Origin of the sequence: Phenylobacterium sp. (assembly GCF_030693805.1) — a bacterium.
Lineage (GTDB): Bacteria > Pseudomonadota > Alphaproteobacteria > Caulobacterales > Caulobacteraceae > Phenylobacterium.
In genome coordinates this window covers 1-26266 of the sequence record NZ_JAUXZW010000383.1, presented here as the reverse complement: position 1 = coordinate 26266, position 26266 = coordinate 1, and the positions used below count along the sequence as shown (strand labels likewise).

Here is a 26266-nt window from a genome sequence, read left to right as displayed (position 1 = left end):
CGGCTCCGGCGCGGTGTCGAATCGCGGCGACAGCGGCGTGCAAGGCCGCGCTATCAGCGAAGGCGGCGTCGGCTATTCCTGCCTCGCAGAGTTGCGCAGCGTTGAGGCGCTTGCCTACGGGGCGCCCAGGACGCCGTTCCTCAAAACGGGCGATACGGTGCGGATTGAAATGCGCGACGGTCGCCGCCACTCGATATTCGGCGCCATCGAGCAGGAGGTCCAGGCCCTATGACCGCACCGTCCCGGCCCGAGCCGGCCGACACCACCGCCGGCCTCCAGCTGGACGCTTATCTGCCCTATCGCCTGTCGGTGGCCTCCAACGCGGTCAGCCGGCTGATCGCGCGGGCCTATGAGGACCGCTTCGGCCTGACGATCCCGCAGTGGCGGCTGATGTGCGTGCTGGCCGAGGGCGGGGCGTCGAGCCCGGCGGCGATCGTCGGGCGCACCGGCATGGACAAGGTGACCGTGAGCCGCGCGGCGCACGGCTTGCTGCAACGCCGGCTGGTGGAGCGCGCCGACAACCACGCCGATGCGCGATCCCACCTGCTGGCCCTGAGCCCGGAAGGGCGGGCGCTCTATGTGGAGATCGCGCCTTTGGCGCTGGCCTACGAGGCGGCGCTGATCGCCGGCCTGGCGCCGGACGAGGTGGCGATGATGAAGCGGCTGTTGCTCCGGCTGCAGTCGGCGGCGGCCGCCCTGGCAGGCGACAATCCTACTGGGGAAGCGCCCCGACGTCGGGAAGCTTGACGCTCCAGCGGTGGGAGCCTTCGCCGAACGGCAGGTGAAAGCCGAAGGCCGCGCGCTTTTCCTGATCGCGCCAGATGTCCTCGAAGCAGTTGATCACCGCGGTCTCGAGGTCTTCCGGGATGTGCAGCACGTCGACGCCGAACTCGCGCGCCAGTTGTTCGATGACCGTGCGCCGGTGGGCCTGACCGCCCAGCGCCAGCAGGGTCTCGCGGATGCACTTCGCCATGTCATGGCGGCGCCGCGGCGGACGCTTGCCGCGCCGTTCGACGGCGATTTCCTTGATGGCGATCATGCCCATGGCGCAAGCCTAGATCGTCCCGGTTTAGCAGGGCGTTAAAGCCGGAACCTCTCTTCGCCTGTCACCTGCGGCGCGCGGGCGCAGCCTGCAACCGATCTCGCCCGTGAGGCGAATCCCTCAGCCGGCCCCCATGGCGACGGCGACGCGGTAGACCAGCAGGGAGGACAGGTACGCCAGGGCGGTCATGTAGAAGAACATCACCGCGGCCCACATCCAGCTGTTGGTCTCGCGCTTCACCACGCCCAGCGTGGCGGCGCACTGCGGGGCGAACACGTACCAGGCCAGGAACGACAGGCCGGTGGCCATCGACCAGTGGTTCGACAGCGTGGTGGCCAGCGCGCCGGGGGCCGAATCCGCGTCGGCCACGGCGTAGACGGTGCCCAGCGCCGCAACCGCCACTTCCCGCGCGGCGAAGCCCGGCACCAGGGCCACGGTCATCTGCCAGTTGAAGCCGATGGGAGCCAGCAACGGCTGGACCGCATGGCCGATCATGCCGGCGAAGCTGTAGTCGATGGCCGGCTGCGTCGCGCCGGGAGGCGGTCCGGGGAAGGTCGACAGCACCCAGACCAGCACCATCAGCGGCAGGATCAGGCGCCCGGCGCGGCTGATGAAGATCATCGCCCGTTGCCACAGGTTGCGCAGCACGTTGGCCGGGTCTGGCGCCTTGTAGGTCGGCAGCTCCATCAGGAACGGCTCGACCGCGCCGCGCCAGAACACCTTGCGCGCCAGGAACGAGATCGCGAGCGCGCTGAGGATGCCGGCGGCGTAGAGGCCGAACATCACCAGGCCCTGCAGGGCGAACATGCCGCCCACCGTGCGCTGCGGAATGAAGGCCGAGATGATCAGGGTATAGACCGGGATCCGCGCCGAACAGGTCATCAGCGGAGCGACCAGGATGGTGGTCAGCCGGTCGCGTTTGTTGTCGATCGTCCGCGTCGCCATGATGCCGGGGATGGCGCAGGCGAAGCTGGAGAGCAGCGGGATGAAGGCGCGCCCATGCAGCCCCGCGCCGCCCATGATGCGGTCCATCAGGAATGCGGCGCGGGCCATGTAGCCGAAGTCCTCCAGCACCAGGATGAAGAAGAACAGCACCAGGATCTGGGGGATGAACACCAGCACGCTGCCGACGCCGGAGATCAGACCGTCGACGATGAAGCTGCGCAGCAGCCCATCGGGCAGCACGGCGGCGACCAGTTGGCCCAGCCAGAGGAACGCCGCCTCGATGCCGTCTTGCGCCGGCCCGGCCCAGGTGAACACCGCCTGGAACATGACGAACAGCAGGGTCAACAGGATCGCCAGGCCGGCGATCGGGTGCAGCAGCACGGCGTCGGCGCGCGCGGTGAAGGTGTCGGGCCGTTCCGGCGGCCGGACATAGGCCTTGAGGATGCGCTGGGCTTCCCGGTGGGCGCTGCGGATCTCGGCCGCCGCCGGCTCGCGCCAGGTGTTGTCGAGGGCGGGGGCCGCGGCCTGTAGCACCTCGTCGATCTTGGCCACCAACTCCTCAATCCCGCGCTTGCGGGTTGCGACCGTGGTGACAATCGGGCAGCCCAGTTCGCGCGCCAGACCCTCCAGGTCGATGCGCAGGCCCTGGCGCTGGGCGATGTCGTACATGTTCAGCACCAGAACCATCGGCCGGCCGACCTCGCGCAGCTCCAGGATCAGCCGCAGAACCAGCCGCAGGTTGGTGGCGTCGGCGACGCAGACGATGACTTCGGGCGTCTCCTCGCCGGCCAGCCGGCCCAGCACCGCGTCGCGGGTAACCGCCTCGTCGGGGCTGCGAGCGCGCAGGGAGTAGGTGCCGGGCAGGTCGAGGATCGACAGCCTGCGGCCGCTCGCCGTCTCGACGTGGCCTTCCTTGCGCTCGACGGTGACGCCCGCGTAGTTGGCGACCTTCTGGCGCGCGCCGGTGAGCGCATTGAACAAGGCGGTCTTGCCGGAATTGGGATTGCCGACCAGGGCGATACGGGCGGGCGCGAGGCCTGCCGCGCGTGGCGGGGCGGTAAGGACGGCCTCGCTCATCGGGCGCGCCGCGCATCCAGCCGGATGTAGACGTCCTCGGCGTCGCGCCGCCGCAAGGCCACGCGCATGTCGTCCAGCCGAACGGCGAGCGGATCGGCGCCGATCGCGCCCTGGTGCATCACCTCGATCTGCGCGCCCTCGACGAAGCCAAACTCCAGCAGCCGGCGCTCCAGCTCATGCACGTCGACCCCGTGACCGTCGGCATGGCTCTCGGCCCGCACCTCGACGATCACCCCCCGGTCGCCGACCCGCGCCGCGCTCAGGCGCAGCACCTGGCCGTCGGCGACGGCCGCGCCGTCATCGGGCTGGGCGAGGGTTTCAGTCATGGAGCGTCCCGACGGCCGCAAAATGCGACTGATTATCAACTATGTCATCGCTGTCAGGGGTGCAAGGGCGGCGCGTTGACGCTCGGCGTTCGATGGCTAGAGTGCCGGCCGCCTCCGGCTGGTCGCTATGCGCCGCCGGACCGCGCGCGGGCGTGGTGGAATTGGTAGACGCGCCGGACTCAAAATCCGGTTCCGCAAGGAGTGTCGGTTCGAGCCCGACCGCCCGCACCAGCTACTCTCTCAATTGACTAAAAAGGCGATCGCCTGAGTGTTGGAGTGAAAATGTTCCTGATTTGTTCTTGATTTCCTAGCTTGGCTGTGACAGTGTGTCGGTGGCAGCCTCGTGGGAGACGAGCGGTATGCGGCTTCGCCATTGGTCCAACGCGCCATTGGAGAGAAATCGTGGCTGAGTCTGGTTCATATGCCCGCGGCGACCAGCCGCGTAGTGTGGCCGATCCTCTGAAGGGGCCTTACGCGAAGATGGCTGGGGCGCAGAGCGCCTACAACGCTTGGCAAGAAGAATACGCCGAGCGCCACAGGCATGACGAGGGAATGTATCGCCCCTCGGCGGAGAGCGTCGAAGAGCTTCGGCGACAGCAGGCGGCGTTCAAGAAGACTGAACACGCCATCAGTCGGGATAATGCGTGGATGGCTGTGCCCGCGCTTGCGCCCGCCGCGGTGATCCTGGGGCTGGAGGCAGCGGGGATGATCGCTGCGCGTATGGCGCCGGGCGTACTTCCGAGGGCGCCGCATCGGTTTGTTCAGCGCGATCCTTATCCGCGTGTCGGCGACAACTGGGCGACGCGCGGAGGCCGGCAGAAGCACACGGCCCTGGCGAAACGGATAGAGCAGAAGCCCGACTGGGAGTCGGAGCCCACCGTAGTGCTAGAAAGCGGCAAGATATTAAGGCCAGATGTCCGCACGCCAGCGCGCGTTCGCGTCGTCGGACAGGACCCGAAGCCATATCAGATGGAGTTGAAACCGAACACGGAGTCTGGCCGCCGCGCGGCAGCGAAGGCAGTAAAGAAATATGAGGAGACGGGCGTTAAAACCCGGGTGATCTACTACGATCCAAAGCCACTCAAATGACGCGCTTGTCTTACACGAAGGCTCTCGACCGCATACTACGGCCGCTCGGATTTCTGCGTGAAGGGAAGGATTGGGTCCGCACGCGTGGTGACATTTGGCACTGCGTCAACCTGCAGAAGAGCCGGATCGACGGTGGGATGACCGCTAACCTGTATTGCAAGGATCTCGAAACCCATCGGATCCTGAAATCGATCGAATGCGACGTCACGCTCGGCGTCATTCCGCAATACGAGCGGATCGGCAAACTGATCGATGGCGTGGATCGATGGTGGAAGAACGATCCGAACGGTCCAGTAGAACTTGCCGACGCGGTGCGAGTGCATGGTCTCCGCTGGTTCGACCGGGTTCAGACGCTCGAGGACCAGGCGTCGCTGTGGTACACAAGGGCCGCGACAGCGTCGCGGTGGAATTCGGCGACACTCACCCCACTCGCTGTGACGCTGTACAGGCTGGGTGCGTTGGATGAAGCGCTTTCCCTATTCGACGCCCCGGTTCCTCGGACCGCAGTCCTATCTTGGGTGGCACGAGGCAGATGCGTGCAGCGTTGGCTGGAGGGCCACAAGCGGAGCACTCGAGCAGGACGCTAGAACGCGTCCCAAGCGAGCGCAACGGATTCGCAGGTTTCAGCCAGATCCGGGTCCACGGCTCTTCTTCGGCGGTCCAACGAAGCTTGACGCCCTCGCCCGCCTGCGCTGTCTCTCCCCATGCCAAACTCCCTGAACACCATCCGCGCCGGCGTGCTGGACGTGGCCTACGAGGCGCACGGACCGGCGGACGGCCAGGCCGTCGTGCTGCTGCACGGCTTTCCCTATGACGTGCGGTGCTACGACGAGGTTGCGCCCCTGCTGGCGCTGCGGGGGATCCGGGTGATCGTCCCCTATCTGCGCGGCTATGGGGCGACGCGGTTCGTGGAGGTCTCGACGCCGCGCTCCGGCGAACAGGCAGTGCTGGGGATGGACCTGCTGGCGCTGCTGGACGCGCTGGGGATCGGCCGGGCCGTGCTGGCCGGCTACGACTGGGGCGGGCGCGCGGCCTGCGTGGTCGCGGCCCTGTGGCCGGAGCGGGTGGCGGGCCTGGTCAGCGGGACCGGCTACAACATCCAGGATATCGCCGCCTCCGTGCGGCCGGAGCCGCCCGAGGCCGAGGCGCGCTACTGGTACCAGTACTATCTGCACGGCGAGCGGGGCCGCGAGGGGCTGACGCAGAATCGCGGGGCGTTCGCGCGGCTGCTATGGCGGATGTGGTCGCCGGACTGGGCGTTCGACGAGGCGACCTTCGCGCGCACCGCGGCCTCTTTCGACAATCCCGATTTCGTCGAGGTGGTGGTGCATTCCTACCGGCACCGTTTCGGCCTGGTCGCCGGGGATCCGGCGGCGGCTGACGTCGAGCGGCGGCTGGCGGCGAGACCTTCGATCGGCGTTCCCGCGATCAACTTGCATGGCGCGGGTGACGGCGTCGGTCCGCCGGCGGCGGTGGACGGCGCGGCCAAGCGTTTCACCGCCGCCTACGAGCGCCGCCTGCTGGACGGCGTCGGTCACAACATTCCGCAGGAGGCGCCCCGCGCCTTCGCCGAGGCGGTGCTGGCGCTCGCGGCGACGTGAGAGGCGGCGCGAGAGCGATTCGTTGACATACCCTCGTTCCGCGAGGATTCTGCGGGCGAGCCGGGACGAGCGCGCCCGGACGGCCGGCAAGGCCGCAAACAGGCGCGCCGCAACGCCGGTCGACGGCCAGGAGGGCGTCATGCGCAAGGCTCTTGCAGCGTGTGTCGGCGGGTTGGCGTTGTGCGGCGCGGGAAGCGCTGCGGCGGCGATCATGGTCTTGGGCGGCGGGCTGGCGGAGGCCTGCGCCCAGGCGGCGATCCAAGGCGAATCCGACCTCAAATACGAGCAGATGTGCACCGCCTCGATGGACGACGAGGCGCTGAGCGGTCGCGATATGGCCGGCACCCTGGTGAACCGCGGGGTGATGCGTCTGCGCCGCGCAAACTGGAACTCGGCCAAGCGGGATTTCGATCAGGCGTCGCGTATCCAGCCCAAACTGGGCGAGGCTTACGTCAATCGTGGCGCGGCGTTCCTGGGAATGAGGCGCTATCCGGAAAGTCTCGTCGAGATCAACCGTGGCCTGGAGCTGGGTGTCGAGGAGCCTGCGAAGGCCTATTACAATCGCGCCCTGGCGCATGAGGGTCTGGAAGACGCGAAGTCAGCGTATCTGGACTACCAGAAGGCGCTCGAATTCAATCCTCTCTGGGAATTGCCGAAACAACAACTGTTGAGATTCAAGGTTCAGCGCCGCATGGTCCCGGCGCCCCTGAGTTGACGAAGGCGCCTGGCGTCAGCTGAATTCGGAACTGGCCAGCCGCGCATTGACCGCGGCCTCGCAGGCCTGGCGATCGGGATCCATGCCGCTGGCGACGGTTTCGCCGTCCTCGTCATAGACAGACCAGGTCCAACCGTCCTCGGCCTGGGCGAGGGAATAGGCGAAGCGTGTCGAGCCGTTCATATGCGGAACCATATCGCTACTGCACCCTAAATGCCGCTGCACTGCAGCATGAACGCACGAACGACGCTAGGGTTACATCGCGATCGCAAATCCTGGGAGCCGACTCTTTCGTGATTTGCATAGCCGTTGGTCAGGACGACTCGCCGCTCGGGCGCACGCCTTGGATCACTTCGCAGTTTTCGCGTTGTCGTTGCTGTTTCGCCGACTTAGAACGATTCGGCGGCGAGGCAGTTCGCACGCTCGCGGGCAGCCGGCCTTTCGGAGCCGAACGCTGCTGCGGGCTTTCCGCGAACGTCGGGCGACCGCATAAACGATTGGGAGCTGTAGAACCAAGATGGCCGAAGCCGCCGCGAAAAAACCGAACGCCCTCCAGAAGCCGCTGCAACCCTCCGCCGAGCTCGCTGCCGTGGTCGGATCGGCCAAGCTCTCGCGTGGCGAGGTGGTCTCCAAGACCTGGGAATACATCAAGAAGAACAACCTTCAGAACCCCGCCAACAAGCGCGAAATCGTCGCTGACGACAAGCTGCGCGCGGTGTTCCACGGCAAGGACCGGGTGACCATGTTCGAAATGAACAAGCACCTGGCGCAACACCTGAAGTAGGTCACATCACGGCTGGACGGTCCGCCGCCGGCGGGCCGTCCGCAGCCGTGGACAGGCGGGCGGCGGCGCTAGAGCGCTTCGGGCCGACCCAGCCAGATGGCGACAGCGGTGCGGTTCGGGCCCACTGCGCGGACCGCCTCGTCGATATCCTCAGCGCTCACTTCCAGTCGTTTGCACCAGTAGTCGACCTGCAACGCGTCTTGCCGGTCGATGAGGGGCTGGGTCTCGAAGCTGCGAGGTTCGGCGGGTCGCATGGGCGCTCTCCCGTGAGGCGGCTAAGGGAAGATAACTCACGCCGCGCGCTCGATGTTCCCGGGCGGCGTTGGCGCACGCCGCGCTTTCGGCGGATGAAAGCCTTTGCGAAAAGTGGGATGCAGGGCGCGCACCGTCGAACGCGGTCGCGTTGGAGGGACTGGCCTTGAGCGACACCGGGGGCTTCACACAGCTTCGCGACGCCATCGAGCAGCGCACCGCCGTGATCGGCGTGATCGGCCTGGGCTATGTGGGCCTGCCGCTGGCGGCCGCCGCCGCGCGGGCGGGCTTCCCGGTCGTCGGCTTCGACACCGACCCCGCCAAACCCGCGCTGATCAACGCCGGGCGTTCCTACATCGACGCGGTGGACGGGCGCGTGCTGGCCGATCTGGTGGCCCGCGGGCGGATCAGCGCCACCGACGACCTCTCAGGCCTCGCCGGCTGCGACGTGGTGGTGATCTGCGTGCCGACGCCGCTGACCCGCCATCGCGATCCCGATCTGTCCTATGTGGAGGCCACCACGCGGACGATTGCGCAGTACCTGCGTGCGCCCCAGCTCGTGGTGCTGGAATCCACCACCTACCCTGGCACCACGCGCGAGGTGCTGAAGCCGATTCTGGAGGCCGCCGGCCACGTGTCGGGCCGCGACGCCTTCCTGGCCTTCTCCCCGGAGCGGGAGGACCCCGGCAACGCGGCGTTCAGCACCGTGACCATTCCCAAGGTGGTGGCCGGCGACGGAGCCGAGGCTCAGGCCCTGGTCGTCGCGCTCTATGGCGCGATCGTCGACAAGGTGGTGCCGGTGTCGTCGCTGGACGTGGCCGAGGCGGTGAAGATCACCGAGAACATCTTCCGCGCCGTGAACATCGCCCTGGTCAACGAGCTGAAGGTGATCTTCAGCGCCATGGACATCGACGTCTGGGAGGTCATCGAGGCGGCCAAGACCAAGCCGTTCGGCTACATGCCGTTCTATCCGGGGCCGGGATTGGGTGGACATTGCATCCCCATCGATCCGTTCTATCTGACCTGGAAGTCGCGCGAGTTCGAGTTGCCGACCCGGTTCATCGAGCTGGCCGGCGAGGTCAACCTGTCGATGCCGCGCTATGTGGTCGACAAGCTGGCCGAGGCCCTGGACCGGCGCCTGCGGCTGGCGCTCAGCGCCTCCCGCGTGCTGGTGCTGGGGCTGGCCTACAAGAAGAACGTCAGCGACCTGCGCGAGAGCCCGTCGCTGAAGCTGATCGAACTGCTGGAGGCGCGCGGGGCCGAGGTCAGCTTCCACGATCCGCACATCGCCGAGATCCCGCCGACCCGCGAATGGAGCCATCTCGCCGGACGCAAGTCCGTGGCCTTGGACGCGGGCGCGCTGGCCGGATTCGACGCCGTGCTGATCGCCACCGACCACGACATGGTCGACTACGCTCTGGTCGTGCGCCACGCCAAGCTGGTGGTCGACACGCGAAACGTGGTGGCGCGGCTGGGCCTCGACCCCGAGCGGGTGGTCAAGGCCTAGCGCCGGCCGGCGGCGCGCCCAGGATCCCCACGTCGCTCTCCTCGGCGACCACCGCGGCGGTCGGCGTCGGCGCATGGAGTTCGTTCAACAGGCGTCGCGTCTCGTCGAACTTCGATTTGCTGATCCGGTAGCGGGCGTAGAAGAACGCCGCGACGACGGCCGGGATGCTGGCGAGCGGGCCGTCCACCCAGGCGAGGCGATGCAGGGTGTCGGCGTCCACCTGGCCGGGGACCGCTTTCTCCGGGAAGGCGATGGCGGTCAGGACCAGGCCCGCGATCACCTGGCCGATGGCGGTGTCGAGCTTGGAGAACAGCGTGCGGGTCGAATAGAGCACGCCTTCCTGGCGGTGGCCGATGCGCAACTCGTTCTCGTCGGCGATATCGCCCATCGCCGAGAGGGTCGAGATCGTCATGATGCAGCCGAACGTCGACTGCAGGACGTAAGCGGCCAGCAGGACGTGCATCAGCCACGGATGGTCGGCGTCCAATACGCCGGCGATGCCGAGCGTCACCGGGATGGCGTGGGCGACGGCCACGACCGCGCAGCCGAGCGTCATGCCGAACCGCTTGCCGAAGCGGGTATGGATCCAGGAGGTGACCGCAAAGCCGATGAAGAAGCCGGCCACATTCGCCAGCACGAACCAACGGATGTGCTCGGACGTCAGCTCCCAGTAGAAAGTGTTGATGTAGAGCGCCAGGCCCGAGCGAATGCCGGTCGTCATGGCGATGAAGAACATCCCGATCAGCATGAACACGTAGTTTCGATTGGTGAAGACCGCCCCGATGTCCTTCATGAACGCGAAGGGCGAGAACGGCGCCAGGTCGTCGGGCAGCTTGGCCATCAACGCGATGCGGTCGCGGGTGAACCACGCCGACACGAACAGCAACAGCAGCACCGCCCCGCCGGCGGCATATCCGAACGGCGCATAGGCGTCCGGGTTCAGCAGGCCGCGCGGGTATTCCTCGGTCTTGTGGAAGAAGAAGGTGAGGGCGACGAAGACCACGCCGGCCGAGCCGAACTGGCCGAACAGCGTGTTCCAGCTCAGCACCCGGCTGCGTTCGGTGAAGTCCTTGGTCATCTCGGCGGCCAGCGCCAGGTGAGGCGTGTGGTAGACGGCCATGCAGACCCGCATCGAGGACACGAACGCCGTGAACCACAGGAACAGCCAGAAGCCGGAAAGCATTTCTGGCGGGTTGAACACGGCGATCAGGCTGAGCACCACGGGAATCGGCGCGGCGAACATGAAGGGGTGGCGTCTGCCCCACTTGCTGCGTGTGCGGTCGGAGATCGAGCCGATAATGGGGTCGGAGAAGCCGTCCAGGAGAAGGCTCGCGCCGAGCGCGAGACCGGTCCAGGTGGGATCCAGGCCACGCACTTGATTGTAAAAGAAGAAGGCGTAGCTGGAGACGGCGAAGAGCGCGATGTTCTCCGCGGTGGTGCCGACGGCGAACGTGATTTTGGTGAACAGCGGCACGCGCGCCGATGCGGCCGGTAGTGCTGCCATCTCGTTCTTCTCCCATGCGCCGGGTTGGCCCCCGGTCGTCCTTCAATCAGTGTTGACGCTACGGCCATGTCAACGACAGATAGGTTTCAGCCCCGAAATTCGGTTCAACCTGATTGGGAAAGACCTGACTCGGCGGCTTCACTGACGGCGGCGTCAAGATCGTGATTCTGGACGGTTCGGCTCTATGACGCTATTTGGCGGCGCATCGCCTGTTCTCGAACAGCCGCCCGCAAGATTGAATCAATCAAGATAAGCGGCGCAGGATTTCAGGCGCAACGCCGGCCTCCCCGTCTGTCGAGGTGGTCGCGGACGGAGCTCGGCGCTCCCGGTCCGCTCGATCAGCGTCCAGGCTGGGGTGCGAGCGCGCTTCCCGGCAAGCTTCCAGGCGGTGTAGCCGCGACCGCGGCGTTCAGGGCGCGGCGCTCCTCCAGCTGGCGGTGGGTCTCGTCGAACACGCGAGGGAGGGTTGATGACGTTAGGTCAACGGTCAAGCACGGTTATGTTACGGCTTGGACAAAGGGACTCCCCGCCAAGGCGGGCCATAGGCAGGGCGCGCGCCTACGCCGTGGTTGACTAGGGTGCGGCCTCGTGGCTTACCCGATGTCATTGAGAGCGTGACGACAAACGCCGGTAGGATGCGATGGGAGGACGTTGCAGACGTCAGTCATCTGTCCGAGGCGGCGACGCGGCGCTCCAGCCCAGGCGAGCGGCCGGCCGTCCCGACTTTTCGCCCTCGTCAAAGGATGACTCGATCGACCATGACTGACGCCACGCTCATCTCCGAAATCGCGACCCGCCTGGAAAAAGCCGAGGCCGACGTCAAGGGCATTCCGCCGATCGCGCCCGAGCTCACCGCCGGCGACCTGGGGTCGGCTTACGCCATCCAGTCGGAACTCACCCGTCGCTCGCTGGCCAAGGGCCGGCGCCTTGTGGGCCGCAAGGTCGGCCTGACGTCTGAGGCCGTGCAGAAGCAGTTGGGCGTCAATCAGCCCGACTACGGCGCGCTGTTCGCCGACATGGAGGTGTTGCACGACAGCACCATCGCGGCGAACACCATGATCATGCCCCGCATCGAGGCCGAGATCGCGGTGATCCTGAAGAAGGGCCTGCCGCACGCCGACTGCACCATAGCCGAACTGATCGCCGCGGTGGACTACGCCGTGCCGGCCCTCGAGATCGTCGACAGCCGTATCGCGGAGTGGAAGATCAGCATCCTCGACACCATCGCCGACAACGGCTCCAGCGCGCGCTACTGCCTGGGCCTGGAGCCCAAGCGTCTGACCGACCTGGATCTCGAGACCTGCGGCATGATCATGACCGCTGACGGCGCTCCGGTGTCGCTCGGATCTGGCGCGGCCTGCCTGGGCCATCCGCTGAAGGCGGCCCACTGGCTGGTGCGCACCATGGCGCAGGCCGGATCGCCGCTCGCCGCGGGCGACGTGATCATGACCGGCGCGCTCGGTCCTATGTATACTGTTCAAGGCGGCCAGCGCATCGAGGCGCGTATCGGCGGCTTCTCCCCTGTTCGTGTCGCTTTCGGTTAGGAATCATGTCGAAAACCAAGGTTGCGATCATCGGCTCCGGCAATATCGGCACGGACCTGATGCGGAAAATTCAGCGGATCGGCCGCAATGTCGAAGTGGCCGCGATGGTCGGCATCGACGCCAGCTCGGAGGGCCTGCGCATGGCCCGCGAGAGCGGCGTGGCGATCACCGCCGAGGGCGTCGAGGGGCTGGTCAAGCTCCCCGAGTTCAAGGACATCGAGATCGTCTTTGACGCCACCTCCGCCGGCGCCCACAAGCACCACGACGCGGTGCTGCGCGCGCACGGCAAGCGGATCCTCGACCTGACGCCGGCGGCCATCGGGCCGTTCTGCATCCCGGTGGTCAACGCCGCCCAGCACCAGGACGAGATCAACCTCAACATGGTGACGTGCGGCGGCCAGGCGACCGTGCCGATCGTGGCTGCGGTCAACCGCGTCGCCCGGGTCCGCTACGGCGAAATCGTCGCCTCGATTTCGTCGAAGTCGGCCGGTCCCGGCACGCGCGCCAACATCGACGAGTTCACCCAGACGACGTCGCGGGCGATCGAGGAAGTCGGCGGCGCCCAGCGGGGCAAGGCGATCATCATCCTCAACCCGGCCGAGCCGCCGTTACTGATGCGCGACACGGTCTATTGCCTGAGCGACGAGGCCGACCCGGACGCGATCCGCAAGTCGGTCGAGGAGATGGTGGCTGCGGTGGCGAAATATGTTCCCGGCTATAGGCTGAAGCAGGAGGTCCTGGTCGAACACGTCGGCTCGAACATTCCGCTGCACATCCCGGGCTACGGTGAATTCACCGGCCTGAAGACCTCGGTGTTCCTCGAAGTCGAGGGGGCCGGCGACTTCCTGCCGAAATATGCCGGCAATCTCGACATCATGACTTCGGCGGCGCTGAGCATCGCCGAGCAGTGGGCTGAAAAGAAGGTGACCGCGTAATGAGCGATCCTGTGAAGCTGTACATCCAGGACGTCACCCTGCGGGACGGCATGCACGCCGTCCGTCACAGCCTGACCGCGGCCCAGGTCGGCGAGATCGCCGGCCTGCTGGACTCCGCCGGCGTCGCCGCCATCGAAGTGGCGCACGGCGATGGCCTGTCCGGTTCCAGCGTCAACTATGGGTTCGGTCGCGAGACCGATAACGACTGGATCTCCGCAGCCGCAGCCGCGGTGAAGAACGCCAAACTGACCACGCTGCTGATCCCCGGGATCGGTACGATTGAAGACCTCGAAGAGGCCTACAAGCGCGGCGTGCGTTCGGTGCGGGTGGCGACCCACTGCACCGAGGCCGACATCTCCAAGCAGCACATTGAGACCGCCCGTCACCTGGGCATGGACGTCTCGGGCTTCCTGATGATGTCGCACATGAGCGAGCCCAAGGACCTCCTCGTCCAGGGCAAGCTGATGGAGAGCTACGGCGCTCACTGCATCTATGTGGTGGATTCCGGCGGCGCTCTGAACATGAACGGCACCCGTGACCGCGTGCGCGCCTATCGCGACGGCCTGAAGCCTGAAACCCAGATCGGCATCCACGCCCACCACAACCTGGCGCTGGGCGTGGCCAATTCGATCGTCGCCGTCGAGGCCGGGGCCACCCGTGTCGACGCCTCCCTCGCCGCGCAGGGCGCCGGCGCCGGCAATGCTCCGCTGGAGGTTTTCGTCGCCGCCGCCGACAAGATGGGCTGGGATCACGGCTGCGACCTCTACAAGCTGATGGACGCGGCTGACGACGTGGTGCGCCCGTTGCAGGACCGCCCGGTGCGCGTCGACCGCGAGACGTTGACCTTGGGTTATGCTGGGGTCTATTCGAGCTTCCTGCGCCATGCGGAGAACGCTCGCGACGCTTTCGGCGTCGATGTTCGCGACATCCTGGTGGAGCTGGGCCGTCGCCGGATGGTGGGCGGTCAGGAGGACATGATCGTCGACGTCGCCCTCGACTTGGTCAAGGCGCGCGAACAAAAACAACCGGCCTGAGCCTAGGCCCAGGGGAGGCCCAGCCATGAACAACCCATCCGCTCGCCTCAAGGCGGGCCCCGTCGACATGCACTCGCACATGACCCCGCGCGACTTCCCGGCGGGGCCGGCGGGGGAGGCGCGGTGGCCCTGCATGCAGCACACCTCGGCGACCACCGGCACGGTGATGATGGGGGACAAGCCCTTCCGCCAGCTCGACAACCGCTCCTGGGACCGGCGCAAGAGGATGGAGGACATGGATCGTGACGGCGTCTCGGTGCACGCGCTGTCGCCTATGCCGGAACTGCTGTCCTACTGGTTCGGTCCGGACTCAGCGACCGCCATGTGCGACCTGATGAACCAGGACATCGCCGACCATTGTGCGGCCGAGCCCAGCCGCTTCGCGGGCCTGGGCATGGTGCCGATGCAGGATCCCGCCTTGGCGGTGAAGCATCTGGAGCGGGTGAAGAACGTCTACGGCCTCTCGGGGATCGAGGTCGGCAGCAACATCAATGGCAAGTACCTTGGCGACCGGAGCTTCGACCCCGTCTGGGAGGCCGCCGAGTCGTTGGGTCTGGCGGTCTACGCCCACGCCCTGCACCCGCTGGCCACCGAGGGCCATGATCTGCCGATGGTGTTGACCAACGCTGCCGGCTTCCCGATCGACACGGCGATGACCGTGGCCTCGATGCTGGCCAACGACACGATCGGCCGTTTTCCGAACCTGCGTATCGGCTTCAGCCACGGTGGTGGCGCGGTGGCGCCGATCGTTCATCGGCTGGACTGGGTCTGGAACCTGGGCGGCGGCATGGCGGAATCGATGCCGAACCGGCCGCGCGACATGGCCGCGAAGATGTACTTCGACAGCAATGTCTATGACACGGCCTACCTGAAGCACCTGTGCGAACATCTGGCCCCCGGCCACATCTTCCTCGGCACCGACTACCCCTACGTGATCGAGCAGACCGATCCGGTCGGCTACGCCAAGCGTGCGGACCTCGACAAGGACCAGCTCGACTCGCTGCTGTTCGGTGCGGCGCACGAGTTCCTGCACCACCACCACTAAGACGACAGGCGGGCGAGCGCCTTCGCGGTGCTCGCGCGTCAGTCCGCGTCCTGTTTGGACAGCTCTACTTGGACTGCAGGACCTTGGCTCCGCCGTGCGCATCGACGTAGGCGTGCAGCTGGCCCAGGTGGACCTCCATCAGATGCACGGCCGTATCGGTGTCGCGGGCGCGGATGGCGTTGACGATCGGCTGACGGCGTTGCGACAGGCCCTCGCCGACGGTCTGCGGCCGGAGCTTGGTCAGCAGGTCTGTCGCAATCAGGGTGACGGCCTCGATCAGGATCTGCAGCACCCCGTTGTGCGCCGCCGCGGCGATCAGAGTGTAGAAGGCGCCGATGCCGGCGATCCGGCTGTTCATGTCGGTGGCCCTGTCGACCTGTTCGAGACTGGCCTCGATGGCGGCCAGGTCTTCTTCGGTCGCGCGTTCGCAGGCCATCCGCACTGCGAAGCTCAACAGGCAGGTGCGCGTCTCGGTCAGGTTGTCGAGCGACAGGTTGCCTAGCGAAAGCATGTCGCTGATCGACATGGTCACGCCGGTGGAGCTCATGTCGCGGATGAACGCCCCGCCATAGACGCCCTTGCGGAACTCCAGCACGCCTGAGGCTTCCAGGGCGCGCAGCGCCTCGCGCACCGCTGCGCGGCTGACGCCGAGCTGTTCGGCCATGTCGCGCTCGGAGGGGAGTTTGTCGCCGGAGCGCAGCTTGCCGAGCGTCACATCCTGACGGATCTGCTTGCAGACGTCCTCGAACACTCGGCGGCTCTGCGGGCGCGTCGCGCGCGCAGGCGCGCGTTCGATCACAGCACTGCTTTGTTCGTCGCTCATACGCACCTGTCTGTAAGGCCGACCGATGATTCAATCGCGTGTTCGAACTAGGCTATCACATCAATTCGCAAGGTGACGCAATTGGTCACACCATTGGTTCGCGTGGCGGCGACCCAGGCTTCGGCCGTCCCATGGCCTAGTGGGACACGCAGTCGCGAGTCGGAATCTTCAACCGGCTTGACGGCGACCTTGCGCTGGCTAACAAGCGGTTGTTAGATTTGATCTCAATGAAAACGCGCCCGCGCCATATGCAGCGGGCCACCCTATTTGATCAGAATTTTCAGTGGAAGTGGGAGAGCCCAGATGGATTTCGATATAGCAGGCGAAGACGACCCAAGACGGCTCGAGATTCGAGAGTGGGCCAAAAAGCATCCCAATCCGACGGCGCGCGAGATGCTGGATTCTGGCTATGAGGTGCCTCACTGGCCGGCGCCTTACGGCCTCGGCGCCAGCGCGGAGCTACAGCTCATCATCGACGATGAACTCAAGCGCGCCGGCATCAAACGGTTCGGCAACCTGGTGGCCCAGAACAATTGCGGGCCCTCGCTGCTGACCCACGGCACGCCGGAAGCCAAGGCCCGCTATCTCGAAAAGGGCCTGATGGGCGAGGAGAACTGGTGCCAGCTGTTCAGCGAGCCCTCGGGCGGCTCGGACCTGGGCGCGCTTCGCACCACCGCGACCCGTGACGGCGACGACTACATCATCCGCGGCCAGAAGATCTGGACCTCGGGCGCCAACCACGCCCACATCGGCTGCATCGTCGTGCGGACCGATCCACACGCGGCCAAGCATGCAGGCCTCACCTGCTTCCTGGTCGAACTGAAGAATTCTCCAGGCGTCACCGTCCGCCCGATCGAGGACATGACCGGCCACGAGAACGAGTTCAACGAGGTGTTCTTCGACGAGGTGCGTGTGCCGGCGAGCAATCGCCTGGGCGAGGAAGGCGACGGCTGGCGCCTGACCATGCAGATGTTGGGCAGCGAGCGGGTCCACATGGGCAAGCCCGGGGCAGTGTGGGGCTACGGCCCGACGGCCCGTGACTTGGTCACCGGTCTGCACGCGATCGGCAAGCTCGACGACGGCGCGGTCCGCGACGAGGCGGCCAAGCTCTATATCGAAGGCGAGATGGTCCGGCTGCTGAACTACCGCCGGCTCAGCGATCATGTGAACGCCAAGCGGCCAGGTCCGGAATCGGCGGTCGCCAAGATGATCGCCGCGCCGCACGGCCAGAAGCTGCTGGCGCTCGCCAAGCTGGTGCAGGGCCAGGCCGGCCTGATCGCCGGCGAGAAGGTGTTTCCGACCCCGGAGAGCACCGACTTCGACGGCCGCGGCAGCTGGGACGTGGGCTTCTGGTTCAGCCCGGCCATCACGCTCGGCGTCGGCACCCAGGAGGTGCTGAAGAACGTGGTCGGCGAGCGTCTGCTCGGCCTGCCGCGCGAACTCGATCCGTCCGCCAAGGGCGACTGGGCAGAAAACCAAAAGGCGTTGAGCCGCGCCGCGGCTTAAGTCGCGGGTCAATTAGGGAAAAGACGATGAACTTCTCACTTGATGACGACCATCGGATGCTTCGCGACACGGCGCGGGTGTTTTTGGAGAAAGAGATCAATCTTGATCCGATCCTGAAGAACCCGAAGTCGACGGTGGCTGACTCCGGCTACGAGGCGAACTGGCAGAAGATCGCCGAGCTGGGTTGGCCTGGCCTGGTGATCCCGGAGGAGTACGGCGGCTCGGGCATGACGCCGCTGGACCTGGTGATGATCGTCCAGGAGATCGGCCGCACAGTGGCTCCGACGCCGCTGCTGGGAGCGCTGGCCGGCGCCTGGACGCTGATGAGAGCGGGCTCCGAGAGCCAGAAGCAGAAATACCTGGCCGCGGTGGCGGCTGGCGAGACCAAGATGGCGCTGGCGGTGAGCGACGCCAACGGCGAGTACGACGGTCCGTCCTCGGACGCCAAGGCGACCCAGGCGGGTTCCGGCTACAAGATCAACGGCTCGAAGTCGTTCGTGGTCGACGGCGGCTCGGCCGACACCTTGGTGGTGGCGGCGGAGAATGGCGGCAAGCGTGGCCTGTTCCTGGTCGACGCCAAGCAGGCCGGCGTGGACGTCAAAACCCTGCCGTGGAAGGACGTGACCCGTGAAGTGGTCAACATCAACTTCAAGGACGCTGACGCCGAGTTGCTGGCGGCTGACGATGCGGACATCTGGCCGTGGGTGCGCGACCGGCTGCTGCTGACGCTCGCGGCCGACAGCGCCGGCGGTCTGCAGCGGATCCTGGAGATGAGCACCGAGTACGCCAAGGAGCGGGTGGCGTTCGGCAAGCCGATCGGCGCCTACCAGTCGATCAAGCACGGCCTGGCCGACACGTTCGGGACCAGCGAAGCGGCGAGCGTCGGCGTGCTCTACGCCGGCTGGGCGCTGTCGGACGATAACGAGGAAGGCCCGATCGCAGCGGCGATGGCCAAGGCCTACACCAGCGACGCCTACAGCGCGGCCACGCACCAGAGCATCCAGATCTTCGGTGCGATCGGCTTCACCTGGGAGATGAAGAACCATCTCTACTTCAAGCGCGCTCGCTCGAACGCGGAGCTGTTCGGCGGCGCCAGCGCCCAGCGCAGCCGCGTCCTCGACATGGCCGTGACCCGCAAGGCCGCAGCCTAAGCCAACGGTCCGCTCCCCGCCCAGACACCCGGGGCAGGGAGCGGACGTTCGAGCTGTACTTCACCGCAGCGCCGTCTCCCCCTAGCGTGGGGGAGGTGCGCGAAGGAGCGACGGCGGTGATTCGAGCGCCTGACGACAGGAGGCAGGTTGATGGCCAAAGCCAAGGCGAGCGCCCGAGCAGACGAGCGGCAGGACATTGAGCCTGAGCCGGCCAACCGCGAATTCACCCGCAAGCCGACGGCGCGCGCCGCCGCCTCGCAGACCCGCCGCCCCAAGGGCGAGGAACCCGGCGAAGACCCGACAAAGGCCGACATCACGCGGGCCAACATCATCAAGACAGCCCTGCGCCTGAGCAAGACCAAGGGCCTGACCGCGATCACCTTGCGCGACATCGCCACCGCGTCGGGGATGAAGGCCGGCAGCATCTACTACCACTTCGAATCCAAGGATGATCTGATCCGCGCCGCGCTCAAGGATGGCGTCGGCCGTGGCATGGCCGCGCTGAACAAGGCGATGGATGCGCTGGGCTCCGACAGTTCGCCGCTGGACCGGCTGGAGGCGGCGCTCCGCATCCACCTGCACATGTCGACGCGGGAGCCGTTCGCCCAACGGGTCTTCGCGCTGCGCCAACTGCCCAAGCCGTTGCGTGAGGAACAACTCGAACAGGAGCGTCAGTACGCGGCGATCTTCGGCCGCCTGTTCGACGAGGGCGAGGCGCAGGGCCTGTGGCGGCCCGATTTCGACCTTAAGGTGGTCCGCTACCTGGTGCTGGGTTCGTTGATCTGGGTCGGCACCTGGTACAACCCGAAGGGTCCTCTGACGCTTGATCAGATCATCGATCAGGTCATGGCGCTGTTGCGCGACGGCTTGCTGCGCAAGCCCGCCTGACGCTACGACGCCGGTTTACAGGGTCCCTGAATTGATCAACCACTTGAGCGCCTCGGCACGGGGCTGCAGCGACGAGGCATGACGTGGATTATCTGAATTTCTCCGGCAAGACGGTGCTGGTGGTCGGCGGTTCGAGCGGCATCGGCAACGCCATTTCGCACGCCTTCCTGGACGCCGGCGCCAAGGTGCATGTGTGGGGGACGCGCGCCAGCGCGGCGGACTATGCCGCCGACGCGGGGTCCGACATGAGCGGCTTGAACTACGATCAAATGGACGTCAGCGACTTCGCCGCCATCGAGGCCTACACGCCGCCGTTCGACAGCCTCGACGTGCTGGTCTGTTGTCAGGGGTTGGTGTTGTACAATCGCGCTGAGTTCAAGACCGCCGTTTTCCGCCAGGTGGTCGACGTGAACCTCAACAGCCTGATGGCGTGCGCCGAGAAGTTCCACGACATGCTGGCCGCCGCCAAAGGTTCGGTGATCCTGGTGAGTTCGACTGCGGCCTTCCATTCGACCCGCGGCAATCCGGCCTACAACGCATCCAAGACCGGGGCGATGGGATTGACGCGTGTCCTGGGGGACGCCTGGGCGCGCGACGGCATCCGGGTCAACGGCATCGCGCCGGGTCTGGTGGACACCAAGATGACCAAGGTCACCACCGACAACCCGGAACGCCTGGCCGGCGCGCTGGAAGGCATCCCGATGCGCCGCCTCGGCCGGCCGGAGGAAATGGGCACGGTGGCGTTGTTCCTGGCCTCGCCGATGGCCTCTTATATCCTGGGCCAGACCATCCCCGTGGACGGCGGCGGCATCCTCTAGCGCAACAACGCAGCGTAGCTTGAATGACGTTATGATATAACATACGAAGCCTCTTCCAACGCGGAAGAGTCTCCATGCGCCTGTCACCGTTCCTGCTCTGCGCGCTCGCCTTGGCGGCGCCCTCAGGGGCCGCCGCCGCTTCTGGCGAGGTTTCTGAGATCGTCGTCACCGGCGCGCCCTATGCGGTGTCGCTGGACTCCGTAACCACAAGCGTCGAGGTGCTGACCCGCGAGGCGCTGGAAACTGCACCGCCGGCGGGCCTGGGCGACATGCTGAAGGCGATGCCCGGCCTGCGCTCCAGCACCTTCGGACCCGGGGCGAGCCGGCCGATCATCCGCGGCCTTTCCGGCCCCCGGGTGATGATCCTTCAGAACGGCGTCGGCCTGATCGACGCCAGCACGCTCTCGCCAGACCACGCCGTGGCGTCGGAGCCTGCGCAGGCTACGCGGATCGAGGTCCTGCGCGGGCCGGCGACTTTGGCCTACGGCGGCTCGGCGATCGGCGGCGTGGTCAATGTGCTGGACGACCGGATCGCCTCGAGTGCAGCTGACGGATTGTCGGGTGGGGCCTCGCTGTCCGCGGGATCGGTGGACGACAGCCATGCCGCAGCCCTGGGGCTGAAGGTCGGCCGCGGCCCCTGGACAGCGACGCTGGATGCGGCGCGGCGCGAGAGCGGCGACTACGCCGTGCCGGCCGATCCCGTGTCGCAGGCCTATGCGGCGGCGAGCGCTCTGACCCCTTTAGGCGACCGGCGCGTCCGCAATAGCGACTTGACGCTCGAGGACTGGGGCGGCGGCCTGTCCTACGTGGGCGGCCAGGGCTACCTGGGCGTCTCGGCGAAGCGCACCACCACGCGTTACGGCCTTCCTTATCCGCAAGTGTCTGGACCGGCGCCCGAGGAAGGACCGGTCTACATCGACCTGGAGCAGACGCGTCTCGACCTGCGCGGCGAGGCGGCGAGGGATCTGGGGCAGTTCGACCGCGTGCGGCTGTCGCTGGGCCACGCCGACTACGAGCACGCGGAGATTGAGCGGGCGAGCGGCGCGGTGGGCGCACGCTTCCGGTCGAACGGGACCGAGGGGCGGCTGGAGCTGGTGCAGCGCCAGCGCGCGGGCTGGCAGGGCGCGGTGGGCGTCCAGGGTCTGCAACGCGAGCTGCAGGCGATCGGCGACGAGGCGTTCATCCCGGCGACGCGGATCAGCGAGGCGGCGGCCTTTGTGCTGCAGCGGCTGGACCGCGGCGGCTGGGGCGTCGAGGGCGGACTGCGGATCGAACGCCGGGACCTGCGCGCGAGGCTGGCGGAACGGTCGACCAGCGAGGCTGCAGCGGCCTATGGGCTGGACTGGTCCAGCGCGCGCAGCGATCCGGCATTCAACGACGTCTCGGGCTCGGCGGCGGCGTTCTGGCGGCCCCGGCCGGACCTGTTCCTAGGCCTGAGCGTGGCGCGCAACCGCCGCGCGCCGACCGAGTTCGAGCTGTTCGCCGACGGTCCGCACGCCGGCACGGGAGCCTACGAGATCGGCGATCCGTCGCTGAAGTCCGAGCAGGCGACGTCGGTAGAGGCGACATGGCGCTGGACCCCGGGACGCGGGCGGCTGGAGGCTCACGTCTATCACGCCCGCTACGATGGCTACATCGAGCAGGCTCCCAACGGCGACCGGGTCGGCGACGACGGCGCGTTCGACGTGGCCGGTGAATTGCCGGTGTTCCGCTTCACCCAGACCGACGCGCGGTTCACCGGTGCCGAGGTCGAGGCGACTTACAGACTGTGGGACGCCGAGGCGCGCAGTTTGCACCTTGAGGGCGCCGTCGACACCGTGCGGGCCACGGCCGGCGTCGGACGCTTGGCGCGGATCCCGCCCTGGTCGGCGACGGCGCGCCTGGTCTGGGACAGCCCGAGGGTCGAGGCGTCCTCCGAGGTCCGACACGTCGCGCGGCAGGACCGGCTGGCGGCGTTCGAGACGCCCACCGACGCCTACACGACGCTGGACGCCAAGCTGTCGTTCCGCCCCTCGCCGCAGCGCGACCTGCGGCTCTACGTCGAGGGCCGCAACCTGACCGACGAGGCGGTGCGCGAGCACGTGTCGTTCCTGAAGGACATCGCCCCGCAGCCTGGGCGATCGATCCGCGCTGGTATGGCGTTCAACTTCTAACGGCCGCTCAGCCGATCCACAGGCGCAGCAGCAGGGAAACCGCGCCCACCGCGGCGACGCCCGCGACCCAGAGGCCGACGAACCAGGCGAGGCGCCGCGCGGTCCGGGGCAGGGCCATCAGTGATAGCCCTCGGTCCCCGACTTGCCGCGAAACACCCAGTAGGAATAGGCCGTGTAGGCGATGATGATCGGGATCATCACCGCCGCGCCGACCAGGGCGAAGGCCTGGCTGGCGCTAGGCGCCGCGGCCTGATGGATGGTCAACGCCCCTGGCACGATGTGGGGGAAGATGCTGACGCCCAGTCCCGCGAAGCAGAGGCCGAACAGGGTCAGCGCCAGGAGGAACGGCGCACGCTCGCGGCGCTTCTTCAGGGCCAGGAAGAACAGCACCCCGACCACGGCGACCAGCACCGGCACCTGGGCGGTGAACAGCACGCGCGGGAAGGCGAACCAGCGCTCAAAATAGGCGTGCTCCAGGAACGGCGTCGCAGCGCTGACCAGGCCGACGCAGACCAGTGTGGCGATCCCCAGCCGGCCGGCCCAGCGCCAGGCATGGTCCTGCAGAGATCCTTCGGCCTTCATGATCAGCCAGCAGGCGCCGAGCAGGGCGTAGCCGATCACCACGCTGACGCCGGCCAGCAGGCTGAACGGCGTCAACCAGTCCCACCAGCCGCCGGCATAGCCGCGGCCCTCCACCTTGATGCCCTGCAAGAAGGCGCCAAGGACCACGCCCTGGGCGAAGGCCGCGAGGACCGAGCCGCCGGTGAAGGCCACATCCCAGAACGCCCGGTGCGCCGGGTCGCGCCAGCGGAACTCGAAGGCCACGCCGCGGAAGATCAGCGCCAGCAGCATGGCGATCAGCGGGGCGTAGACCGCCGGCATCACCACCGCATAGGCCAGCGGGAAGGCGGCCATCAGTCCGCCGCCGCCGAGCACCAGCCAAGTCTCGTTGCCGTCCCACACCGGGGCCACGGAATTCATCGCCGTATCGCGTTCATTCCCCGGCTTGAAGATCGGGAACAGCACGCCGATGCCGAGGTCGAAGCCGTCCATCACCACATAGGCGAACACTGCGAAGGCGATCACGAAGGCCCAGGCGGTCGGCAGGTCGAAGAGGCTCATGGCCGACGCTCGTCCAGGGTGGGGTCAGGGTCGACGGCGGACGCCGGCGTGATGCCGGCGGAGCGGATCGGCGCCCCCGGCGAGGACGCAAGGTCGGGCTCGTCGGCCTGGGGCGCATGCGCCATCAGCTTGAGAATGTAACCGGCCCCGGCGCTGAACACGATGAAATAGACGACCACGAACGCCAGCAGCGAGGCGGCGACGGCGGGCGCGTCCAGGGGGGCCGCGGAGTCGTCGGTGCGCAGCAGCCCGTACACGGTGAACGGCTGGCGGCCGACCTCGGTGGTCACCCAGCCCGCCAGCACGGCGACGAAGCCTGCCGGTCCCATGGCCAGCGCGAAACAGTGCAGCCAGCGCCATTCGTACAGCCGGCCCCGCAGACGGGCCAGGACGCCGGCCGCCCCCAGCGCCAGCATCAGCATGCCCAGGCCCACCATCACCCGGAACGACCAGAACACGATCGGCGTCGGCGGCCAGTCGGCGCGCGGGATGGTGTCGAGCCCGGCCAAGGCGGCGTCCGGATCGTGCTTGAGGATCAGCGACGAGGCCTTGGGGATCTCAATCGCATAGCGGACCACGCCGGCGTCCTGGTCGGGCAGGCCGAACAGGATCAGCGGCGCGCCGTGCGGGTGGCTCTGGTAGTGGCCCTCCATGGCCATCACCTTGGCCGGCTGGTGCTCCAGCGTGTTCAGCCCGTGCATGTCGCCGGCGAGAATCTGCAACGGCGCGACCACGGCGATCATGCCGATGGCCATGGCGAACATCACCCGCGAGCCCGGGTTGGTGTTGTCACGCAGGAGGTGCCAGGCGCCGACCGCGCCCACCGCCAGGGCCGTGGTCAGATAGGCCGCCATCACCGTATGGACGAGGCGATAAGGGAAGGAAGGGTTGAACACGATCGCCCACCAGTCCAGGGGCGTGAACTGGCCGGCGGGGTTGATCCCGAAGCCCTGCGGGGTGTGCATCCAACTGTTGGCCGCCAGGATCCAGAAGGCGGAGATGAAGGTGCCGGTCGCCACCGCCAGCGTCGCGGTGAAGTGCAGGCCAGGGCCGACCCGTTTCAGCCCGAACAGCATCACCCCCAGGAAGCCGGCCTCGAGGAAGAAAGCCGTCAGCACTTCGTAGGCCATGAGTGGGCCGATCACCGGCCCGGCCTTGTCGGAGAACACCGACCAGTTGGTCCCGAACTGGTAGGACATGACGATGCCGGAGACGACGCCCATGGCGAAGGTCAGGGCGAAGATCTTGATCCAGTACTTGAACAACACGAGGAACACCTCGCGCCGCGTCGCCAGCCACAGCGCCTCCAGCACCGCCAGATAGCTGGCGAGCCCGATCGAGAAGGCGGGGAACAGGAAGTGGAACGAGACCGTGAAGGCGAACTGCATCCGCGCCAGGGTCACGGCGTCGAGCGGATCGAGCATTCGCCTCCGGCCTCCTACAGCGTGAAGTCTACGTCGCCGCCGGCGTCTGTGTCGCCCACTGAACGCCGATGAAGCCGCCCTTGACCAGGGGCAGCAGCGTCATGGTCACGGCGGTGATCAACGAGAAGGTCAGTGCGATGACCAGGCCGACAGGCCAGGTCCAGATGAAGCTGAAGCAGAGGAGTGGCGCGACCACCAGGTGGCCGACCAGCAGGATGGTGAAATAGGCCGGACCGTCATCGGCGCGGTACGAGGCGGTGTCGTGACCGCAAGCCTCGCAGGACGGCTCGACCTTGAGGTAGCCGCGAAACAGTTGGCCCTCGCCGCAGTTCGGGCAGCGGCGGGCGAGACCGCGCTTCAGGCCCAGGGCGGCGGAACGTGGCGCGCCAGTCATCTCGATCATTCCATCCCTAATTGACTGCATGGATATAGATATAGCGCACATACAAAGATGGATCAATGCCATTGTATGGATTGATTTGCGGTGAATTTCGTCAATATGCATACAATGAGCAATTTTGTAGGGACCGATGATGAACGACGGGATGTCGGCCGAAGCGGACTGGTCGCCGCGCCTGGCGCGCGCGGCGGGACCCCACTACCTGGCCATCGCCGACGCGATCGAAGAGGACATGCGTAGCGGGCGCCTATCGGTAGGGACCCGACTTCCTCCGCAGCGCAGCCTCGCCGCACAGCTGGGCATAGACTTCACTACGGTCAGCCGCGGCTATGCGGAGGCCGCGCGCCGCGGCCTTGTCGAGGGCCGGGTCGGGCAGGGAACCTATGTACGCGCCGCCGCGCCGCCGCCACGCGCGCCGGTGGACCTCAGCATGAACCTGCCGCCGCACTTCGACGATCCGGCGCTGACCGCGCGGCTGTGGGACGAGGTCGCGTCCCTGCGCGAAGGCGGCCTCGACCTGCTGCTGCGCTATCAGGACCCGGCGGGCGCGTTGCGCGACCGGGCGGCGGGGGCGGCGTGGC

At 67.0% G+C, this 26266-nt stretch carries 28 protein-coding genes, 1 tRNA gene and 1 pseudogene; 19 read left to right on the top strand and 11 right to left on the bottom strand.

Annotation, left to right across the window (positions count from 1 at the left end; genetic code table 11):
• Nucleotides 1-232: pseudogene (locus tag Q8M88_RS15275) on the top strand (FAA hydrolase family protein); the annotation flags it as partial.
• Entirely contained in the window at nt 229-747 is a 519-nt protein-coding gene (locus Q8M88_RS15270) for a MarR family winged helix-turn-helix transcriptional regulator (protein WP_305598011.1), read from the top strand. The pseudogene Q8M88_RS15275 and the gene Q8M88_RS15270, both read left to right, overlap by 4 nt.
• Here Q8M88_RS15270 and Q8M88_RS15265 read toward each other — a convergent pair.
• The 3 genes from Q8M88_RS15265 to Q8M88_RS15255 form a co-directional block, all read right to left on the bottom strand.
• Nucleotides 713-1045, bottom strand: a complete 333-nt coding sequence (locus tag Q8M88_RS15265) for a hypothetical protein (RefSeq protein ID WP_305598010.1) — start codon at nt 1043-1045, stop codon at nt 713-715. The two genes, Q8M88_RS15270 and Q8M88_RS15265, sit on opposite strands and share 35 nt — an antisense overlap.
• A 117-nt stretch (nt 1046-1162) precedes the next feature.
• A complete protein-coding gene (locus tag Q8M88_RS15260; protein ID WP_305598009.1) occupies nt 1163-3064 on the bottom strand; it encodes a ferrous iron transporter B in 1902 nt (633 codons plus the stop codon).
• Entirely contained in the window at nt 3061-3390 is a 330-nt protein-coding gene (locus Q8M88_RS15255; protein WP_305598008.1) for a FeoA family protein, read from the bottom strand. Before Q8M88_RS15255 ends, Q8M88_RS15260 begins: the two co-directional genes overlap by 4 nt.
• A gap of 146 nt (nt 3391-3536) precedes the next feature.
• Here Q8M88_RS15255 and Q8M88_RS15250 point away from each other — a divergent pair.
• The 5 genes from Q8M88_RS15250 (at nt 3537) to Q8M88_RS15230 (ending at nt 6795) form a co-directional block, all read left to right on the top strand.
• Nucleotides 3537-3621: transfer RNA gene (locus Q8M88_RS15250), tRNA-Leu, on the top strand.
• Nucleotides 3622-3837: 216 nt separating this feature from the next.
• Nucleotides 3838-4479, top strand: coding sequence for a hypothetical protein (locus Q8M88_RS15245; protein ID WP_305598007.1), 642 nt, complete (start codon nt 3838-3840; stop codon nt 4477-4479).
• A complete protein-coding gene (locus Q8M88_RS17750) occupies nt 4476-5066 on the top strand; it encodes a DUF4304 domain-containing protein (RefSeq protein WP_371132735.1) in 591 nt (196 codons plus the stop codon). The genes Q8M88_RS15245 and Q8M88_RS17750 overlap by 4 nt, the downstream gene beginning before the upstream one ends.
• A gap of 117 nt (nt 5067-5183) precedes the next feature.
• Nucleotides 5184-6080 carry an alpha/beta fold hydrolase gene (locus Q8M88_RS15235; RefSeq protein WP_305598005.1) on the top strand — a complete coding sequence of 299 codons (897 nt, stop codon included), beginning with the start codon at nt 5184-5186 and terminating at the stop codon, nt 6078-6080.
• Between the two features lie 211 nt (nt 6081-6291).
• Nucleotides 6292-6795, top strand: a complete 504-nt coding sequence (locus Q8M88_RS15230) for a tetratricopeptide repeat protein (RefSeq protein WP_305598013.1) — start codon at nt 6292-6294, stop codon at nt 6793-6795.
• Nucleotides 6796-6810: 15 nt separating this feature from the next.
• Here the strand turns inward: Q8M88_RS15230 and Q8M88_RS15225 are convergent, their stop codons facing one another.
• Nucleotides 6811-6978, bottom strand: coding sequence for a hypothetical protein (locus Q8M88_RS15225; protein WP_305598004.1), 168 nt, complete (start codon nt 6976-6978; stop codon nt 6811-6813).
• Nucleotides 6979-7312: 334 nt separating this feature from the next.
• Between Q8M88_RS15225 and Q8M88_RS15220 the strand changes: the two genes are divergently transcribed.
• The gene (locus Q8M88_RS15220) at nt 7313-7579 is read left to right on the top strand and encodes an SWIB/MDM2 domain-containing protein (RefSeq protein ID WP_305598003.1); all 267 of its coding nucleotides are present in this window, start codon (nt 7313-7315) and stop codon (nt 7577-7579) included.
• Between the two features lie 68 nt (nt 7580-7647).
• On the opposite strand, the gene Q8M88_RS15215 is transcribed toward Q8M88_RS15220, so the two are convergent.
• Nucleotides 7648-7833 (bottom strand): DUF3606 domain-containing protein, encoded by a 186-nt coding sequence (locus tag Q8M88_RS15215; protein ID WP_305598002.1) that lies wholly within the window; start codon nt 7831-7833, stop codon nt 7648-7650.
• 164 nt (nt 7834-7997) lie between these two features.
• On the opposite strand from Q8M88_RS15215, the gene Q8M88_RS15210 reads away from it, so the two are divergent.
• Nucleotides 7998-9338, top strand: a complete 1341-nt coding sequence (locus Q8M88_RS15210; RefSeq protein ID WP_305598001.1) for a nucleotide sugar dehydrogenase — start codon at nt 7998-8000, stop codon at nt 9336-9338.
• On the opposite strand, the gene Q8M88_RS15205 is transcribed toward Q8M88_RS15210, so the two are convergent.
• Nucleotides 9328-10842: an MFS transporter gene (locus Q8M88_RS15205; RefSeq protein ID WP_305598000.1), complete on the bottom strand. Its 1515-nt coding sequence runs from the start codon at nt 10840-10842 to the stop codon at nt 9328-9330. The two genes, Q8M88_RS15210 and Q8M88_RS15205, sit on opposite strands and share 11 nt — an antisense overlap.
• 758 nt (nt 10843-11600) lie before the next feature.
• Here Q8M88_RS15205 and Q8M88_RS15200 point away from each other — a divergent pair.
• From Q8M88_RS15200 to Q8M88_RS15185, 4 genes are read left to right on the top strand one after another with little or no spacing between them, the layout of a single operon-like run.
• The gene (locus Q8M88_RS15200; RefSeq protein WP_305597999.1) at nt 11601-12386 is read left to right on the top strand and encodes a 2-keto-4-pentenoate hydratase; all 786 of its coding nucleotides are present in this window, start codon (nt 11601-11603) and stop codon (nt 12384-12386) included.
• A gap of 2 nt (nt 12387-12388) precedes the next feature.
• Complete coding sequence (locus Q8M88_RS15195; RefSeq protein WP_305598012.1) at nt 12389-13321, top strand: acetaldehyde dehydrogenase (acetylating); 933 nt, start codon at nt 12389-12391, stop codon at nt 13319-13321.
• Nucleotides 13321-14355: a 4-hydroxy-2-oxovalerate aldolase gene (dmpG, locus tag Q8M88_RS15190; protein ID WP_305597998.1), complete on the top strand. Its 1035-nt coding sequence runs from the start codon at nt 13321-13323 to the stop codon at nt 14353-14355. Before Q8M88_RS15195 ends, dmpG begins: the two co-directional genes overlap by 1 nt.
• Nucleotides 14356-14380: 25 nt before the next feature.
• Nucleotides 14381-15400, top strand: coding sequence for an amidohydrolase family protein (locus tag Q8M88_RS15185; protein WP_305597997.1), 1020 nt, complete (start codon nt 14381-14383; stop codon nt 15398-15400).
• Between the two features lie 64 nt (nt 15401-15464).
• On the opposite strand, the gene Q8M88_RS15180 is transcribed toward Q8M88_RS15185, so the two are convergent.
• The gene (locus tag Q8M88_RS15180) at nt 15465-16223 is read right to left on the bottom strand and encodes a FadR/GntR family transcriptional regulator (protein ID WP_305597996.1); all 759 of its coding nucleotides are present in this window, start codon (nt 16221-16223) and stop codon (nt 15465-15467) included.
• 303 nt (nt 16224-16526) lie between these two features.
• Between Q8M88_RS15180 and Q8M88_RS15175 the strand changes: the two genes are divergently transcribed.
• The 5 genes from Q8M88_RS15175 to Q8M88_RS15155 all read left to right on the top strand — a co-directional run bounded on the left by Q8M88_RS15175 (nt 16527) and on the right by Q8M88_RS15155 (nt 22739).
• Nucleotides 16527-17729, top strand: coding sequence for an acyl-CoA dehydrogenase family protein (locus Q8M88_RS15175; RefSeq protein ID WP_305597995.1), 1203 nt, complete (start codon nt 16527-16529; stop codon nt 17727-17729).
• A 26-nt stretch (nt 17730-17755) separates the two neighbouring features.
• A complete protein-coding gene (locus Q8M88_RS15170) occupies nt 17756-18880 on the top strand; it encodes an acyl-CoA dehydrogenase family protein (protein ID WP_305597994.1) in 1125 nt (374 codons plus the stop codon).
• A gap of 150 nt (nt 18881-19030) precedes the next feature.
• Nucleotides 19031-19768, top strand: coding sequence for a TetR/AcrR family transcriptional regulator (locus Q8M88_RS15165; protein WP_305597993.1), 738 nt, complete (start codon nt 19031-19033; stop codon nt 19766-19768).
• Nucleotides 19769-19851: 83 nt separating this feature from the next.
• Nucleotides 19852-20586, top strand: coding sequence for an SDR family NAD(P)-dependent oxidoreductase (locus Q8M88_RS15160; RefSeq protein ID WP_305597992.1), 735 nt, complete (start codon nt 19852-19854; stop codon nt 20584-20586).
• A gap of 74 nt (nt 20587-20660) precedes the next feature.
• Nucleotides 20661-22739: a TonB-dependent receptor gene (locus Q8M88_RS15155; RefSeq protein ID WP_305597991.1), complete on the top strand. Its 2079-nt coding sequence runs from the start codon at nt 20661-20663 to the stop codon at nt 22737-22739.
• 7 nt (nt 22740-22746) lie between these two features.
• Here the strand turns inward: Q8M88_RS15155 and Q8M88_RS15150 are convergent, their stop codons facing one another.
• From Q8M88_RS15150 to Q8M88_RS15135, 4 genes are read right to left on the bottom strand one after another with little or no spacing between them, the layout of a single operon-like run.
• On the bottom strand, nt 22747-22857 hold the full coding sequence (locus Q8M88_RS15150; protein WP_305597990.1) for a DUF2474 family protein: 111 nt from the start codon (nt 22855-22857) through the stop codon (nt 22747-22749).
• The gene (gene cydB, locus Q8M88_RS15145; protein ID WP_305597989.1) at nt 22857-23861 is read right to left on the bottom strand and encodes a cytochrome d ubiquinol oxidase subunit II; all 1005 of its coding nucleotides are present in this window, start codon (nt 23859-23861) and stop codon (nt 22857-22859) included. The genes Q8M88_RS15150 and cydB overlap by 1 nt, the downstream gene beginning before the upstream one ends.
• Nucleotides 23858-25285 carry a cytochrome ubiquinol oxidase subunit I gene (locus tag Q8M88_RS15140; RefSeq protein WP_305597988.1) on the bottom strand — a complete coding sequence of 476 codons (1428 nt, stop codon included), beginning with the start codon at nt 25283-25285 and terminating at the stop codon, nt 23858-23860. The genes cydB and Q8M88_RS15140 overlap by 4 nt, the downstream gene beginning before the upstream one ends.
• A 28-nt stretch (nt 25286-25313) precedes the next feature.
• Nucleotides 25314-25688 carry a DUF983 domain-containing protein gene (locus Q8M88_RS15135; protein WP_305597987.1) on the bottom strand — a complete coding sequence of 125 codons (375 nt, stop codon included), beginning with the start codon at nt 25686-25688 and terminating at the stop codon, nt 25314-25316.
• Between the two features lie 130 nt (nt 25689-25818).
• On the opposite strand from Q8M88_RS15135, the gene Q8M88_RS15130 reads away from it, so the two are divergent.
• Nucleotides 25819-26266, top strand: a 448-nt coding sequence (locus Q8M88_RS15130) for a GntR family transcriptional regulator (RefSeq protein WP_305597986.1), incomplete at its 3' end; no start/stop codon positions are given.

Coding starts and splice junctions, on each gene's coding strand:
- Q8M88_RS15260 (WP_305598009.1), bottom strand. CDS start 3,064: ATGAGCGAGGCCGTCCTTACCGCCCCGCCACGCGCGGCAGGCCTCGCG.
- Q8M88_RS15165 (WP_305597993.1), top strand. CDS start 19,031: ATGGCCAAAGCCAAGGCGAGCGCCCGAGCAGACGAGCGGCAGGACATT.
- Q8M88_RS15140 (WP_305597988.1), bottom strand. CDS start 25,285: ATGCTCGATCCGCTCGACGCCGTGACCCTGGCGCGGATGCAGTTCGCC.
- dmpG (WP_305597998.1), top strand. CDS start 13,321: ATGAGCGATCCTGTGAAGCTGTACATCCAGGACGTCACCCTGCGGGAC.
- Q8M88_RS15215 (WP_305598002.1), bottom strand. CDS start 7,833: ATGCGACCCGCCGAACCTCGCAGCTTCGAGACCCAGCCCCTCATCGAC.
- Q8M88_RS15225 (WP_305598004.1), bottom strand. CDS start 6,978: ATGAACGGCTCGACACGCTTCGCCTATTCCCTCGCCCAGGCCGAGGAC.
- cydB (WP_305597989.1), bottom strand. CDS start 23,861: ATGAGCCTCTTCGACCTGCCGACCGCCTGGGCCTTCGTGATCGCCTTC.
- Q8M88_RS17750 (WP_371132735.1), top strand. CDS start 4,476: ATGACGCGCTTGTCTTACACGAAGGCTCTCGACCGCATACTACGGCCG.
- Q8M88_RS15170 (WP_305597994.1), top strand. CDS start 17,756: ATGAACTTCTCACTTGATGACGACCATCGGATGCTTCGCGACACGGCG.
- Q8M88_RS15255 (WP_305598008.1), bottom strand. CDS start 3,390: ATGACTGAAACCCTCGCCCAGCCCGATGACGGCGCGGCCGTCGCCGAC.
- Q8M88_RS15205 (WP_305598000.1), bottom strand. CDS start 10,842: ATGGCAGCACTACCGGCCGCATCGGCGCGCGTGCCGCTGTTCACCAAA.
- Q8M88_RS15220 (WP_305598003.1), top strand. CDS start 7,313: ATGGCCGAAGCCGCCGCGAAAAAACCGAACGCCCTCCAGAAGCCGCTG.
- Q8M88_RS15235 (WP_305598005.1), top strand. CDS start 5,184: ATGCCAAACTCCCTGAACACCATCCGCGCCGGCGTGCTGGACGTGGCC.
- Q8M88_RS15135 (WP_305597987.1), bottom strand. CDS start 25,688: ATGATCGAGATGACTGGCGCGCCACGTTCCGCCGCCCTGGGCCTGAAG.
- Q8M88_RS15175 (WP_305597995.1), top strand. CDS start 16,527: ATGGATTTCGATATAGCAGGCGAAGACGACCCAAGACGGCTCGAGATT.
- Q8M88_RS15200 (WP_305597999.1), top strand. CDS start 11,601: ATGACTGACGCCACGCTCATCTCCGAAATCGCGACCCGCCTGGAAAAA.
- Q8M88_RS15180 (WP_305597996.1), bottom strand. CDS start 16,223: ATGAGCGACGAACAAAGCAGTGCTGTGATCGAACGCGCGCCTGCGCGC.
- Q8M88_RS15265 (WP_305598010.1), bottom strand. CDS start 1,045: ATGGGCATGATCGCCATCAAGGAAATCGCCGTCGAACGGCGCGGCAAG.
- Q8M88_RS15150 (WP_305597990.1), bottom strand. CDS start 22,857: ATGGCCCTGCCCCGGACCGCGCGGCGCCTCGCCTGGTTCGTCGGCCTC.
- Q8M88_RS15185 (WP_305597997.1), top strand. CDS start 14,381: ATGAACAACCCATCCGCTCGCCTCAAGGCGGGCCCCGTCGACATGCAC.
- Q8M88_RS15155 (WP_305597991.1), top strand. CDS start 20,661: ATGCGCCTGTCACCGTTCCTGCTCTGCGCGCTCGCCTTGGCGGCGCCC.
- Q8M88_RS15230 (WP_305598013.1), top strand. CDS start 6,292: ATGGTCTTGGGCGGCGGGCTGGCGGAGGCCTGCGCCCAGGCGGCGATC.
- Q8M88_RS15270 (WP_305598011.1), top strand. CDS start 229: ATGACCGCACCGTCCCGGCCCGAGCCGGCCGACACCACCGCCGGCCTC.